This is a genomic window from Streptomyces sp. CCM_MD2014, assembly GCF_000772045.1.
Taxonomy (GTDB): Bacteria; Actinomycetota; Actinomycetes; order Streptomycetales; family Streptomycetaceae; genus Streptomyces; species Streptomyces salinarius.
In genome coordinates this window covers 3,884,313-3,897,939 of sequence record NZ_CP009754.1, presented here as the reverse complement: position 1 = coordinate 3,897,939, position 13,627 = coordinate 3,884,313, and the positions used below count along the sequence as shown (strand labels likewise).

The 13,627-nt window shown below is 71.8% G+C and carries 15 protein-coding genes; 7 read left to right on the top strand and 8 right to left on the bottom strand.

Annotation, left to right across the window (positions count from 1 at the left end; translation table 11 throughout):
• Window positions 1-166 precede the first annotated feature (166 nt).
• Entirely contained in the window at window positions 167-853 is a 687-nt protein-coding gene (locus NI25_RS17070) for a M23 family metallopeptidase (protein WP_061443273.1), read from the top strand.
• Here NI25_RS17070 and NI25_RS17065 read toward each other — a convergent pair.
• The gene (locus NI25_RS17065; protein ID WP_228951861.1) at window positions 850-1,461 is read right to left on the bottom strand and encodes a TetR/AcrR family transcriptional regulator; all 612 of its coding nucleotides are present in this window, start codon (window positions 1,459-1,461) and stop codon (window positions 850-852) included. The genes NI25_RS17070 and NI25_RS17065 overlap by 4 nt on opposite strands.
• A gap of 147 nt (window positions 1,462-1,608) precedes the next feature.
• On the opposite strand from NI25_RS17065, the gene NI25_RS17060 reads away from it, so the two are divergent.
• Window positions 1,609-3,210 carry an MDR family MFS transporter gene (locus NI25_RS17060; protein ID WP_061443271.1) on the top strand — a complete coding sequence of 534 codons (1,602 nt, stop codon included), beginning with the start codon at window positions 1,609-1,611 and terminating at the stop codon, window positions 3,208-3,210.
• 270 nt (window positions 3,211-3,480) lie between these two features.
• Here the strand turns inward: NI25_RS17060 and NI25_RS17055 are convergent, their stop codons facing one another.
• Window positions 3,481-4,098, bottom strand: coding sequence for a LysE family translocator (locus NI25_RS17055; RefSeq protein WP_061446954.1), 618 nt, complete (start codon window positions 4,096-4,098; stop codon window positions 3,481-3,483).
• A 116-nt stretch (window positions 4,099-4,214) separates the two neighbouring features.
• Here NI25_RS17055 and NI25_RS17050 point away from each other — a divergent pair, with 116 nt between their 5' ends.
• The 4 genes from NI25_RS17050 (at window position 4,215) to NI25_RS17035 (ending at window position 6,546) form a co-directional block, all read left to right on the top strand.
• Window positions 4,215-4,667, top strand: a complete 453-nt coding sequence (locus NI25_RS17050) for an Lrp/AsnC family transcriptional regulator (RefSeq protein WP_061443270.1) — start codon at window positions 4,215-4,217, stop codon at window positions 4,665-4,667.
• Window positions 4,668-4,713: 46 nt separating this feature from the next.
• Window positions 4,714-5,124 (top strand): helix-turn-helix transcriptional regulator, encoded by a 411-nt coding sequence (locus tag NI25_RS17045; RefSeq protein WP_061443269.1) that lies wholly within the window; start codon window positions 4,714-4,716, stop codon window positions 5,122-5,124.
• Between the two features lie 70 nt (window positions 5,125-5,194).
• Window positions 5,195-5,641 (top strand): VOC family protein, encoded by a 447-nt coding sequence (locus NI25_RS17040; RefSeq protein WP_061443268.1) that lies wholly within the window; start codon window positions 5,195-5,197, stop codon window positions 5,639-5,641.
• Between the two features lie 71 nt (window positions 5,642-5,712).
• Window positions 5,713-6,546 carry a phosphotransferase gene (locus tag NI25_RS17035; RefSeq protein ID WP_061443267.1) on the top strand — a complete coding sequence of 278 codons (834 nt, stop codon included), beginning with the start codon at window positions 5,713-5,715 and terminating at the stop codon, window positions 6,544-6,546.
• A gap of 15 nt (window positions 6,547-6,561) precedes the next feature.
• Here the strand turns inward: NI25_RS17035 and cseC are convergent, their stop codons facing one another.
• The 5 genes from cseC to NI25_RS17010 form a co-directional block, all read right to left on the bottom strand.
• Window positions 6,562-8,151, bottom strand: a complete 1,590-nt coding sequence (gene cseC / locus NI25_RS17030) for a two-component system sensor histidine kinase CseC (RefSeq protein WP_061443266.1) — start codon at window positions 8,149-8,151, stop codon at window positions 6,562-6,564.
• 16 nt (window positions 8,152-8,167) lie between these two features.
• Window positions 8,168-8,869 (bottom strand): two-component system response regulator CseB, encoded by a 702-nt coding sequence (gene cseB / locus NI25_RS17025; protein WP_061443265.1) that lies wholly within the window; start codon window positions 8,867-8,869, stop codon window positions 8,168-8,170.
• Between the two features lie 134 nt (window positions 8,870-9,003).
• Window positions 9,004-9,702: a hypothetical protein gene (locus tag NI25_RS17020; RefSeq protein ID WP_199560937.1), complete on the bottom strand. Its 699-nt coding sequence runs from the start codon at window positions 9,700-9,702 to the stop codon at window positions 9,004-9,006.
• Window positions 9,690-10,223, bottom strand: a complete 534-nt coding sequence (locus NI25_RS17015) for a SigE family RNA polymerase sigma factor (protein ID WP_003975479.1) — start codon at window positions 10,221-10,223, stop codon at window positions 9,690-9,692. Before NI25_RS17015 ends, NI25_RS17020 begins: the two co-directional genes overlap by 13 nt.
• Window positions 10,224-10,500: 277 nt before the next feature.
• Complete coding sequence (locus NI25_RS17010) at window positions 10,501-11,427, bottom strand: A/G-specific adenine glycosylase (protein WP_061443263.1); 927 nt, start codon at window positions 11,425-11,427, stop codon at window positions 10,501-10,503.
• 157 nt (window positions 11,428-11,584) lie between these two features.
• Here NI25_RS17010 and NI25_RS39705 point away from each other — a divergent pair, with 157 nt between their 5' ends.
• A complete protein-coding gene (locus NI25_RS39705) occupies window positions 11,585-12,427 on the top strand; it encodes a hypothetical protein (protein ID WP_078884643.1) in 843 nt (280 codons plus the stop codon).
• Between the two features lie 20 nt (window positions 12,428-12,447).
• Here NI25_RS39705 and disA read toward each other — a convergent pair whose 3' ends face one another.
• Entirely contained in the window at window positions 12,448-13,572 is a 1,125-nt protein-coding gene (gene disA, locus NI25_RS17000) for a DNA integrity scanning diadenylate cyclase DisA (RefSeq protein WP_030404779.1), read from the bottom strand.
• Window positions 13,573-13,627 lie beyond the last annotated feature (55 nt).

The following is a 13,627-nucleotide window of genomic DNA, read 5'->3' as shown; positions in this document are numbered from 1 at the left end:
CTCTGGTATGGGTCGGGAAGTTTCAGACTGAAGTACTAAATACGGTCGTAGGTCACACCTTTGTGCGGTTCGGGGTCCCCGGGTTACCAAGGTTGAGCCCGCCCGGTGAGCGCCTTGTGCGTCCCGCCGGTGGGCATTCCTCTGCACCCGTCCCCATGAGGTTCGAATGTTCCCGCGTGTCACGTCCCGTTCTTCCCGTACGACCATCCGCACCCGCGCCGCGGTGATGGCCGCCGGCCTCGGAGCCTCGGTCGCACTGGGAGCCGGGGTCGCGGCCGCCACCGGCACCACGGCGGCCTCCAGCACCACTGCCGCCGCGAGCGCCGTAGAGGCCCAGGCAGCGGCGCAGGCCAAGGCGGCGAAGGCCGAGAAGGCCGCCGCGAGCGCCAAAAAGACCACGACCGCCAAGAAGACGGCCACCAAGAAGAAGGCCGCCTCCTGGGTCGACCCGGTCAAGAAGTACACGCTGAGCGCCAGCTTCGCCCAGAACGGCGGCATGTGGGCGCACAAGCACAGCGGCCAGGACTTCGCCGTGCCGATCGGCACCAACGTGGTCGCCGCCCACGGCGGCACCGTCGTCAAGGCCGGCGGCAACGGCGCCGGTGACGGCCCCGCCTACGGCAACGCCATCGTCATCAAGCACGGCAACGGCACGTACTCCCAGTACGCGCACCTGTCCAAGATCAACGTGAAGATCGGCCAGGTCGTGAAGACCGGCCAGTCGATCGCCAAGTCCGGCAACACCGGCAACTCCAGCGGTCCGCACCTGCACTTCGAGATCCGCACGACGCCGAACTACGGCTCGGCCGTCGACCCGGTCGCCTTCCTGAAGTCCAAGGGCGTGACCGTCTAAGAGCGGGACGGAGCTCCCTCGGCTCCCCGGTGGGCCTGGGTGATCAGATCGGTGGCGACCTCGAGAACGGCAGCACGCTGTTCCTCGGGGTCGCCTTCGAGGTCCCGGAGCACGAACATCCCGGCGTGCAGGGTGAACAGCGCGCTGATGCAGCGGACCTGGTCGACCAGGTCCGCCTCGGGGTCCATGAGGATGTCGCGCAGACCGAACATCCGGTTCTTGAACAGCTCGCCGATGCGCAGGTCCCGCACCGTCGCCTGGTTCTCCTGCATGAAGCGGAACAGCGGCGCCGCGCCGGCCAGCGCCTCGCTGTAGCGGCGGACGATCTCCTGCTTCGTCTCCAGGGTGTGCGGCTGCTCCCGCCCCCACTCGATCAGGTCCTCCAACGGCCGGGAGAGATCCTCGAAGATGCTGACGAGGATCTCTTCCTTGGTCTTGAAGTGGTAGTAGAGCGCGGCCTTGGTCACGTCCAGACGCTCGGCGATCTCGCGCAGGGAGGTCTTCTCGTACCCCTGCTCCGCGAAGAGTCCGAGCGCCACGTCCTGGATGCGCTGGCGGGTGTCCCCGCGGCGTCGCTGCTGCTTGGTGCCGTTCATTGTGCCGCCCATCCTCCTACGCACCTCCTGCCCCGCGCACTTTCCGAAAAACTTACTTGACGCCCGGCTAGTTACGCGCCTACCTTTCCCCAGTGTAGACAACTTGCCGGGCGGCAAGTAAGTGAGAGTGGCGCAGCGGTAGCTGGGGGAGTAGGAGAGATGGCGGACAAGACGGAGGCGGCGACCGGCGACGCCGGTGCCGTGAAACAGCCGAGGAGCGTGCGGGTCGTCCTGCTCGCCCTCATGATCGCGATGATGCTCGCGATGCTCGACAACATGATCATCGGTACCGCGATGCCGACGATCGTGGGCGAACTGGGCGGCCTGGAGCACCTCTCCTGGGTCGTCACCGCCTACACTCTCGCCACCGCGGCCGCCACCCCGCTGTGGGGCAAGCTCGGCGACATGTACGGGCGCAAGGGCTCGTTCATGACGTCGATCGTGATCTTCCTGGCCGGCTCGGCGCTCAGCGGCATGGCCCAGGACATGGGCCAGCTCATCGGCTTCCGCGCGATCCAGGGTCTGGGCGCCGGCGGTCTGATGGTCGGCGTCATGGCGATCATCGGTGACCTGATACCGCCCCGGGAACGCGGCAAGTACCAGGGCATGATCGCCGGTGTCATGGCGCTCTCGATGATCGGCGGACCGCTGGTCGGCGGCACCATCACCGACAACTGGGGCTGGCGCTGGTCCTTCTACATCAACATCCCGCTCGGCGTGATCGCGCTGATCGCGATCAGCGCCGTGCTGCACCTGCCGAAGAAGCGCAGCGAGGCCCGGATCGACTACCTGGGCGCGGCGCTGCTGACCATCGGCATCACCGCCATCGTGCTCGTCACCACCTGGGGCGGCACCGAGTACGCCTGGACCTCCGCGCGGATCATGGAGCTGACCGGCATCGGCGTCGCCGCGCTGATCGGGTTCGTGTTCTGGCAGACCAGGGCCGCGGAGCCCATCCTGCCGCTGCACATCTTCCGCAGCCGCAACTTCACGCTGATGTCGATCATCGGTTTCATCGTGGGGTTCGTGATGTTCGGCGCCACCCTCTTCCTGCCGCTGTACCAGCAGTCGGTGCAGGGCGCGTCCGCCACCAACTCGGGCCTGCTGCTCCTGCCCATGCTGGGCGCGATGCTGGTCACGTCGATGGTCGCGGGCCGGGTCACCACCAGCACCGGCCGCTACAAGATCTTCCCGGTGGCGGGCGGCGCGCTGATGACGGTCGGCCTGTTCCTGCTGTCGACCATGGACACCGACACCACGCGCTTCACGTCCGGCCTGTACATGGCGGTCGTCGGTCTCGGCATGGGCTGCCTGATGCAGATCACCATGCTGGTGGCGCAGAACAGCGTGGAGATGAAGGACATGGGCGTCGCGTCCTCCTCCACCACCCTCTTCCGCACCCTCGGCTCCTCCTTCGGCGTCGCGATCATGGGTGCGCTGTTCAACAACCGGGTGCAGGACGTCATGGCCGAGCGGGCGCCGGCGGGCGGCTCCAAGGCGACGGAGCAGTCGGCGACCCTGACCGCGGAGGCGCTGAAGGCCCTGCCGGCGGCGGTCCGTGACGCCTACCAGCACGCGGTGTCCTCCGGCACGCACGGCGCGTTCCTGCTCGGCTCCGCGGTGGCGGTCCTCGCCCTGGTCGCGGCGGTGTTCGTGAAGGAGGTCCCGCTGAAGGGCGCCGGCCCGAAGGCCGCCGAGACCCCGGCCGACGGCGACGGCGGCCCGGCCGCCGCGAAGACGCCGGTGACCGAGGCGGTCTGACACCGCGGCGGCCCGCCGCCTTCCCCTCACCAGGCCTCCGGGCGGCTCCGGCCACCCGGGGGCCTTCCTCGTCCGGCACAGGCTGGGCCGCGAGGCTCCGGGGGAGTGCGAGGGAGGGCGCAGGGCATGAGCAGGGACCGGAACGGCAGGACCGCATCACGTCGGCGCTCGGCGCTGACCGGCGCCGCCGGAACCGCGGCCCTCCCGGTCGCCACGGTCGTCCTGGCGGGCGTCGAGGCCGCGTTGCCGTGGTGGGCGATCCCGGCGGGGCTAGACCAGCCGTTCCACCAGCAGCAGCGCGCCGACGAGGATCATCGCCGCGCCCGAGAAGCGGGACACCGCCGTGGCGACGGCCGGGCGGGCGCCCAGGATCCGGCGTGCGGTGGTGCCGACGCCCGTGTAGACCACGGCGCAGTTGGCCGTGTGCACCAGGCCGAGGGCGGCGATCTGCGCGGCGAAGGGCCAGTCCGCGTCCCGCGCGGCGAACTGCGGCAGCAGGGCGAGGAACAGCAGCAGCGCCTTGGGGTTGAGGCCGCTGATGCCCAGCCCACGGACCGCACGCCCCACCCAGGAGCCGGACGTGTCCGCCTCGCCTCCCGCTTCGGCCCGGGGCGCCGCGGGGCGGGCCAGGGTCGTGGCGCCGAGCCAGATCAGATACGCCGCCCCGGCGCCGGTCAGCACGGTCAGCACCGTCGGTGAACCGGCGACCGCCGTCGCCAGACCCGCGGCGACCACGGCGGTCAGCAGGACGTATCCGCTGAGCATGCCGCCGACCGCGGGCAGCACCGACCGGTGACGCAGTCCCGCCGTGATCGCGTAGGCCCAGTCCGCCCCGGGGACGAGCACCAGCAGGAAGGACACCGACCAGAACGCCCCGACGCCGGCCATCTCCACCGTCTCCACCTCACACTCTTCCGACTCATCTGGGAAGATTAGGGAAGACTGCCGGAAAGGTGCTTTCAAGAATTCTCCGCTGCATTGCCGTACGTGGAAAGATTTGCCCCATGGACGACGTGGACCGGAAGATCCTTGCCGAGCTGCAGAGGGACGGTCGGCAGACCCTGACGGAACTCGCCGAGCGGGTCCGCCTCAGCGTCTCGCCCTGTCACCGGCGCCTGCGCGCCCTGGAACGCTCCGGGGCGATCACCGGCTACCACGCGACCCTGAACGCCCCCGCGCTCGGACTGGGCTTCGAGGCGCTGGTCTTCGTCACCATGCGCTACGAGGACCGCCAGACGGTCGCCGCCTTCGAGGAGGCCGTCGCCGAGATCCCCCACGTCGTGCAGGCCCAGCGGCTCTTCGGCGATCCCGACTACCTCCTGCGCGTCGTCACCCGCGACCTGGAGGCCTACCGGCGCCTCTACGACGACCGCCTGGCCTCCCTCCCCGGCGTCCAGCGCCTCAGCTCCACCCTCGTCATGGCCAACCTGGTCGAGGCCCGCCCCCTGCCCCTGTGACGTCCGGCGTCGGGCCGGTGTCAGTGCCGGGTGCCACCATCGGCGTATGGACAAGCTGCGGCAGTTGCGGCTCGCGAAGGACGCCATGGACCGCGACTGGGCCGACCCGGCGCTCGATCTGGACGCGGTGGCCGCGCACGCGGGGTACTCCCGCTATCACTTCCTGCGCGCCTTCAAGGAGACGTACGGCGAGACACCCGGCCAGTACCTCACCCGCCGCCGCATCGAGCGCGCCGAGGACATGCTGCGCACCGCCGGCCTGACCGTCACCGAGATCTGCCACCTGGTCGGCTTCAGCAGCCTGGGCACCTTCTCCACCCGGTTCAAGGCCCGCACCGGTCTGACCCCCAGCGAGTACCGGACCAAGCACGTGGGCCGGGGCACCGCCCTCATCCCGGGGTGTTACGTCATGCACTGGGCGGGCGGGGTGCACCGCAATTCCGGAGAAGCGGAGTGACGCTGCCGCTGCCTACCGTGACAGAGCACGCGGAAACCACCGCGGAACCGCGGAAACACAGGAGCACGCCATGATCAAGGGTCTCGCCATCTCGACCGTCTGGGTCCTCGACCAGGACCGGGCCAAGGAGTTCTACACCCAGAAGCTGGGCCTGGAAGTCCGCACCGACATGACCATGGGCGAGGGCGGCATGCGCTGGCTCACCGTCGGCTCCCCGAACCAGCCCGACGTCGAGCTGACGCTGATGCTCCCGAGCGGCCCCGCGATGGACCCCGAGTCCGCGGAGATGATCAGGAAGCTGGTGGCCAAGGGAGCCCTCGGCGCCGGTGTCCTGACCACCGACGACATTCACGGCGACTACAAGAAGCTCAAGGACCGCGGCGTCGAGTTCCTCCAGGAGCCGCAGGAGCGCCCGTACGGCACGGAGGCACTCTTCCGCGACGACTCCGGGAACTGGTTCTCCTTCACCCAGCCCCGCGAGGGCGGCCTCGACATGGACCGGGACTTCGCCTGCTAGGAGCGAAAACCGCTCGACCGGGACGGACCCGCGCCCCGATCATGAGCACCGGACCCACGGAAGGGGACGGTGTGGAGCCACCGGTACTGCGCCGCGCGCTGGAGACCGCCCGGACGACCGCGTCGGAGCTGGGCCTGGAGGTGGACGACGTGCGAGTCGTCCACAACTCGGACCGCGTCGCGCTGCGCCTGCTCCCGTGCGACGTCCTGGCCCGGGTCGCGCCCTCCCGGCACCTGGCCGAGGCCGCGTTCGAAGTGGAGGTCGCCCATCGGCTCGCCGGGGTCGGGGCCCCGGTGGGGGAGCTGGACCCCCGGGTCGCCCCCCGGGTCCATGAGCGGGACGCCTTCGCCCTCTCGCTCTGGACCTACTACGAGCCGGTGGGACGGGACATCACGCCGGCCGACTACGCGGACGTGTTCATGCGGCACCATGCCGCCCTGCGCCGGATCGACGTCGACGCACCGCACTTCACCGACCGGGTGGCCGTGGCACTGGCCGGGGTGGACGACCGGGAGCGGTCGCCCGAGCTGTCCGACTCCGACCGGGAACTCCTCCACGACGCACTGGTCGGTCTGAGCGCCCGGACCAGCGCCGACAGGGCACGCGACCAGTTGCTGCACGGGGAGCCGCACCCCGGGAACCTCCTGAACACACGCAGGGGCCCGCTCTTCATCGACCTCGCCACGTGCTGCCGCGGTCCGGTCGAGTTCGACCTCGCCCATGGGCCCGAAGGAGTCGCGGAGCACTACGAGGGCGCGGACCCCTCACTGGTGGACCGGTACCGCGCGCTGAACTGGGCGCTGTTCTCCGCATGGCGCTGGCGCCGGGACGACCAGATGCCCGACCGGGACCGCTGGAGGGCGGAGGGGCTCCGCCGGGTCCGTGCCGCGCTCGACCGGCTCTGATCGCCGGGCCCGGCGTCACCGCCTCCGGGACGACGCCCCCCGGGCGGCTTCCCGGGACCTGTTCCCTGAGGGAGACGGGCCACCGTCGGCCCGGTCCGGCAGCATCGGGTAGCTCCCCGTGTTGGTCGGCGCGTGTTCCGGGAGCCACAGGACGGCGACCGCGCCCTCGGCCGGTATGTGCGCGGGGGCGCCGGCCGGGCGGACGTTGCGGAAGGTGAGGCGGGCGCCCAGGACCCGGGCCTGACCGGCCGCGATGGTCAGGCCGAGGCCGTGTCCGCGGCCCGCCCGGTCCGTGCTGCCGGTGCGGAACCGGCTCGGGCCCTCGGCCAGCAGGTCCTCGGGGAAGCCCGGCCCGTGGTCGCGGACCCGGATCACCCGGCCCTCGACGCTGACCTCGACCGGCGCGCGGCCGTGCCGGGCGGCGTTGGCGAGCAGGTTGAACAGCACGCGCTCCAGGCGGCGCGGGTCGGTGGTGACCTCCGACTCGTGGATCACCCGCACCTCGACGGACGGGTCCTTGGCGGCGACCCGTCGGGAGACGAAGTGGCCGAGCATGATGTCCTGCAGTTCTGCCCGCTCCGAGGCACCGTCGAGCCGGGCCACCTCCAGGACGTCCTCGACGAGCGTGCGCATCGCCTTCGCCCGGTCGAGGACCAGCTCGGTCGGCCGGCCCGGCGGCAGCAGCTCGGCGGCCGTGAGCAGCCCGGTCACCGGGGTGCGCAGCTCGTGCGCGATGTCCGCGGTGACCCGGCGCTCGGCCTCGATCCGCTGCTGCAACGCGTCCGCCATCGCGTCCACGGCACGCGCGACGTCGTCCGTCTCGTCCCGCACGACACCGCCGATGGCGTCCCGCACCCGGACGTCCGCCTCGCCGCCCGCGACCCGGTTCGCGGCGGCCGCGGCCTTGCGCAGCCGGCGCGAGAGCTGACCGCCGATGAGCACACCGAGCGCGCTGCCGCCCAGCACGACCGCGATCGAGCCGATGACCAGGGCCTGGTCCAGGTCGCCGAGGATGTCCGCGCTGCGGTCGGTGAAACCGGAGTGCAGCGACATCACGTGCCCGTCCTTGAGCGGCACGGCCGCCCAGATGTCCGTCACGCCGTTCGCCTGCTCGGATACGTACGTGGCCCGCCGCCCCGCCTCGACCTTGCGGCGCAGCTCCGGCGGCAGGTCGGGGTCGTCGATCTGCGCGTTGGGGAAGTTCTGCCGCCCGGACAGCTCGTAGTTGCGCTGGGCGATCAGGACCCGGTCGTCGGCGAGGTCGCGGGCGTTGTCGAGCATCGACACCCGGGCCGCGTTGTGCACGACCAGGCTCAGCACGATCGCCACCAGCGCGCCGACCAGCGCGATGGCCGCGCTCAGCTTCCAGCGCAGCCCGGTGCGGATACCGCGGGCACGGAGCCCCCCGGCGAGGAGCCCACCGGAACCCCGCGGACGCGGGTCGCCTTCGTCGGCGCCGCCCGAGCTCAGGACGTGTGTACGGCCGCCCGGCCGTCCGGACGGCGCCGTGCGCTCGCCCGGCCCCGCCTGCCCGCCCGGCGCGGCGCGGTCGTAGGGCCGGTCCGATGGCGAGTCGGCCCGGCGTCGTCGGAAGAACCCCCGCATATCCCTCTGTCCCCGCTCAGGCCTTCAACTTGTAGCCGAAGCCGCGGACCGTCTCGATCCGGTCCTGGCCGACCTTGGTGCGCAGCCGCTGCACATGGACGTCGACGACCCGGGTGTCACCGCCCCAGCCGTAGTCCCACACGCGTTCCAGCAGCTTGTCGCGCGAGAGCACGGTGCCCGGCGCCGAGGAGAACTCCAGCAGCAGCCGCATCTCGGTCGGGGTGAGCGCCACCGGCCGCCCGGCCCGGCGCACCTCCATGCCGTCGGTGTCCACCTCCAGGTCGCCGAAGGTGAGCACGCCCCCCGTCCCGGCGCCGCCCGGCTCCGCCCGGCCGTCGCCCCCGGCGTGCCCGAAGCGGCGCAGCACCGCCCGGATCCGGGCGACCAGGACGGCACCGTCGAACGGCTTGGTCACGTAGTCGTCGGCGCCGGCCTCCAGGCCGAGCACCACGTCGATGGAGTCCGCCCGCGCCGACAGCATGATCACCGGCACCGTCGACTCGTCCCGGATGCGGCGGCACAGGCTGACGCCGTCGAGGCCGGGAAGCATGACGTCCAGGAGGGCGATGTCGGGACGGTCGGCCCGGAAGGACTCCAGGCCCGAGAGTCCGTCGGGCATCGCGGTGACCGCGAAGCCGTCCCGCTCCAGGGCGAGCTGGGTGGCCTCGCGGATGACGTCGTCGTCCTCGACGAACAGGACGTGGGTCTGGTCTGCCATCCCGGTGCTCTCAGTCCTCATGTGTGGTCGGGTCGAACAGGGGTGCCGGACCGTGCACCGACCGCGCACCACGTTCACCCGGTCATCGGTGCGAGCGGTCCGATCGGTTCGCGTCGGTCGGCGCGACGGGCGGGTCAGCCGTCCGGCTCGGGAGCCGGAGTGGGCGCGTTCCCCGCGGAGTTGCTGTAGTCGTTGTGGGTGCGGTACTCCTCGGTGAACCGGTTGGACGCCCAGCGGTACGTGATCACGTTCTCGCCGGACGGACTCGACACCGGGTCCCCCTTGTCGTACACCTGCTTGGTCACCACCAGGTCGCCGCGGTCTATCTCCGCGTAGACCGGAGGCGCCTCCGCCTTGAAGACGTTCTGGTACCCGCCGTCCTCCTCGCGGTACACGTAACTGCCCACGCCCACCGCGTCACCGCACGTCAGCACGTTGACGACGACGTCCTCCGCCGAGCCGCCGGTCAGCTTGCCGTACGACACGTCGACGGGGTACTCGTCGGCGACGCACGGCTTCAGCTCGCGCTTGACCTCCGCGGAGACCCTGGGGTCGGCCTTGACGAGCCGCACCGCGTCCACGCGGTCGGGGGCCTTCGAGGGCGACGCCTTCGCCGCGGGCTCGGGGGACGGGGAGGCGGCGCCGCCCACCGCGTCCGCGTGGGCCGGCCCCTCGTCCCGGGCGCCGGTGCCGCCGGTCCCGCAGCCGGACAGGGAAACGCCGAGGGCGACGAACACGGCCACCGCCGTACTCGCCGCCTGCGTGGTTCTCCGGGGCTCCCCGGATGTCCTCCGGGTCTCCCCGGGTGTCCGACCGTCGGTCAGGCCGCGCAACGCTCCCGCTCCTCACGCTCCAGCGCCCGTGCGTCCAGATCGCGGGCGACCAGCTCCTCCCGGAGCCGGGCGAGCGCCCGGTGCAGCGTGCTCTTGACCGTTCCCGCCGACATGCCGAGGGCGGCGGCGGTCTCCTCCGTTGACATCTGCTCCCAGTGTCGCAGCACCACGACGCTGCGCTGCTTCGGGGCGAGCACCTTGAGGACGTCCATCAGCAGGGCGCGGTCCGCGTGCTGCTCGGTGGCGTCGTCCATGGGGGACTCGGGGAGCTGCTCGGTCGGCACCTCCTCCAGCTTCCGCGCCCGCCACCACTCGGTCCGGGTGTTGATCATCACCCGGCGCAGGTAGGCGTCCGCGAGCCGCTTGTCCTCGATCGTCTCCCAGCGCCCGTACGTCCGCGCCAGCGCCGTCTGCAGCAGGTCCTGGGCGTCGACGGGGTCGGGGACCAGACGCCGGGCACTGCGCAGCAGCGCGTCCTGCCGGGTGCGGACGTACTCCTCGAACTCGAGCACCTCGCCCATGTCAACCGCCTTCCGATTCCCCGTATCCCGGCGTTGGTCATCCGCCGGCCCACTGCCTGTGGTCCTTGGTCGTTGCCGTGCCCCTCCGGGCACGCAAACGAAGGTAGGGAAGCGTTGTCACGGCGCTGTGCGAAGCAGCCTGCGGCAAACCCTCGGCTGTCCGTCGGTTGTGTAACGGAAGTAGGAACCGGTTAAAACGACAGCCCACTTGATGGGGACATGGGGTGATTTGCCCGACGGGGGGAGCCGTCACAAAGGTGCCGACCGCCGCCGTACGTCAGCTCAGCGGCAGCCGGTACAGCCCGTCCGCGAGCGGCTCCACCAGACCGTCGGCCACGAGGCCGTCCAGGGCGCGGGCACGCTGGACCGGTTCCTGCCACACCTGGTCGAGGACCGCCTGCGGCACCGGCGCGGTCGCCTCCCGCAGCACCGCGAGCAGCCGCCCGCGCACCTGCCGGTCGGTGCCCGCGTACGTCTGGCCGCGCCGCGGCGGCCCGTCGTGCGCGGGCTTGCCGGCCAGTCGCCAGGCGCACCGGGCCGCGATCGGACAGCGGTGGCACGCCTCGTTCTTCGCCGTGCAGACCAGGGCGCCCAGCTCCATCGACGCGGCGGCCCAGCGGGCGGCGCTCGCCTCCTCGTCGGGCAGCAGCGCCCGCGCCAGCTTCCGCTCGGCGGCGGTGGTGGCGTTCGGCGGGTACTGCACGCCGGTGACCGCGCGGGCGAAGACCCGGCGGACGTTGGTGTCCAGTACGGCGTGCCGCTGGCCGTAGGCGAAGGAGGCGACCGCGGCGGCCGTGTACTCGCCGATGCCGGGCAGCGCCAGCAGCTGGGCGTGGTCGGCGGGTACGTCGCCGCCGTGCCGTTCCGTTATGGCCGCGGCGGCGCCGTGCAGGCGCAGGGCGCGGCGCGGGTAGCCGAGGCGGCCCCAGGCGCGGACGGCCTCGCCGGGTGCCTCGGCGGCGAGGTCGGCGGGGCGCGGCCAGCGGGCCAGCCACTGCTCGTACACGGGCAGGACGCGGCTGACCGGCGTCTGCTGGAGCATGAACTCGCTGACCATCACGCCCCAGGCACCGGCCTCGGGACGCCGCCACGGCAGATCGCGGGCGTGCTCGTCGAACCAGTCGATGACGGGGGCGTGCAGCGGCACACCGGACGCGGCGGGGTCGGAGGGTCCGCCTGGCGAGGGCTTCGTGGGCGCAGTCATGACCCTCCGATCCTGCCACGTGAGGGCCTCCGCACGGGAACACCGCCACCCGGTGGCGGCCGGCGGGCCGGTCTGTCGGAATGATGATCCGTAAAAGATGCGAGCCGAACGGCGGGTGGGACAAGGGAACGCGCCGATCTCTCGTACAGTTTGGGCCGTGGGATCTCTGCGCAATCCGGTCGGGCCGCTTCCCTCCTCCATCTACTGGCGACGGAGGGCCGTACTGCTGTCTCTTTTCGCCCTGTTGGCGCTACTGATCGCCTGGATCGTGGTCTCCGGCGGCGGGGACGGCGGCAACGGCGGCAAGGCCGGGGCCGACGGCAAGAACCCGGCGCCCTCCATCACTCCGGGCCCCTCGGGTTCCGGCCCGGCGATCAGCCAGGCCCCCGGCGGACGCGACGAGTCGGGGAGCGGGGACTCCAACGGCTCGGGTTCCGGGGCGAGTTCCGGAAGCGGTGACGGGCCGGGCGCCGGGTCCGGGTCCGGCGGCGGTGAGTCCGGCGGCGGTGACGGGTCGGGCGGTTCGGGAAGCGCCTCGGGCGGCGGTGCGGTGACGGGCGTCGGCGCGGGTGACGCGCTGCCGGCCGGGTCGGCGCTGCCCGACTGCACGCCGGGCGCGGTGAAGTTGAGCCTGCGCAGCGTCCGCAACAGCTACTCGCCCGGCCAGACTCCGGCCTTCGAACTGACCGCGCGGAACACCTCCGGCACCGACTGCGAGGTCGATCTCGGCCCGGAGCACGCGGTGTTCACGATCACCCCGGCCAGCGGTGACGACGCCTACTGGGCCTCGGACGACTGCGTCGAGGGCGAGGGCAGCCTGCGGTACCGGGTGGCCGCCGGCAGCGGAATCACCTACACCGTGAAGTGGGACCGCAAGCCGAGCGCCCCCGAGTGCGGTACGCCGCCCGCGGGTTCGGCCAAGGCGGGCACCTACCTGGTGGAGGCCAAGGCGGCCGGGTTCGAGAAGGTGCGCACGTCGTTCGTCCTCAAGAGCGACTGATCACGGGCGGGCCCGAGGACTCAGACGTAGCGCTCCAGGATCGACGACTCCGCCAGCCGCGACAGCCCCTCGCGCACGCTGCGCGCCCGCGCCTCGCCGACGCCGTCCACGGTCTGCAGGTCGTCGACACTGGCGGCGAGCAGCTTCTGCAGGCCGCCGAAGTGCTCCACCAGCCGGTCGATGATCGCGCCGGGCAGCCGCGGCACCTTGGCCAGCAGCCGGAAGCCGCGCGGCGACACCGCCGAGTCCAGCGTCTCCGGCGACCCGGTGTAACCCAACGCCCGGGCCACCGTGGACAGTTCCAGCAGTTCCGCATGGCTGAGCTTGTCCAGCTCGGCGAGCGCCTCGTCGACCGTGCGGGACCGCTTGGCGGTCGGCTCGGGCACGTAGTCCCGCACCACCAGCTCGCGCTCCGGCTCCACCCCGGCGATCAGCTCGTCCAACTGCAGCGCGAGCAGCCGCCCGTCCGTCCCCAGCTCCACCACGTACTCGGCGATCTCGGTGGCGATCCGGCGCACCATCTCCAGCCGCTGCGCGACCGCGGAGACGTCCCGCACCGTCACCAGGTCCTCGATCTCCAGCGCCGACAGCGTGCCCGCGACCTCGTCGAGGCGCAGCTTGTACCGCTCCAGCGTCGCCAGCGCCTGATTGGCCCGCGACAGGATCGCCGCCGAATCCTCCAGCACCCGCCGCTGCCCGTCCACGTACAGCGCGATCAGCCGCATCGACTGCGACACCGACACGACGGGGAACCCGACCTGCTTGCTGACCCGGTCCGCCGTGCGGTGCCGCGTGCCGGTCTCCTCCGTGGGGATGGTCGGATCGGGAAGCAGCTGCACCCCGGCCCGCAGGATCTTCGACAGGTCGGACGAGAGCACGATGCCGCCGTCGAGCTTGCACAGCTCGCGCAGCCGGGTCGCGGTGAACTCGACGTCCAGCACGAAACCGCCCGTGCACATCTGCTCGACGGTCTTGTCGGAGCCCAGCACGATCAGACCGCCCGTGTTGCCGCGCAGGACCCGCTCCAGGCCGTCGCGCAGGGACGTGCCGGGCGCCACGGCGCTCAGTGAGGCGCGCATCAGGCCATCGGCACCGGCACTCCCACCGGACTTTCCGGGAGCTGCTGCCCGGTCGTTGGCTGCCACTGCACTCCTCCGGTCGCAGGTTCTTCTGGCGCTCCCGTGTCGCACATTCGGTCGT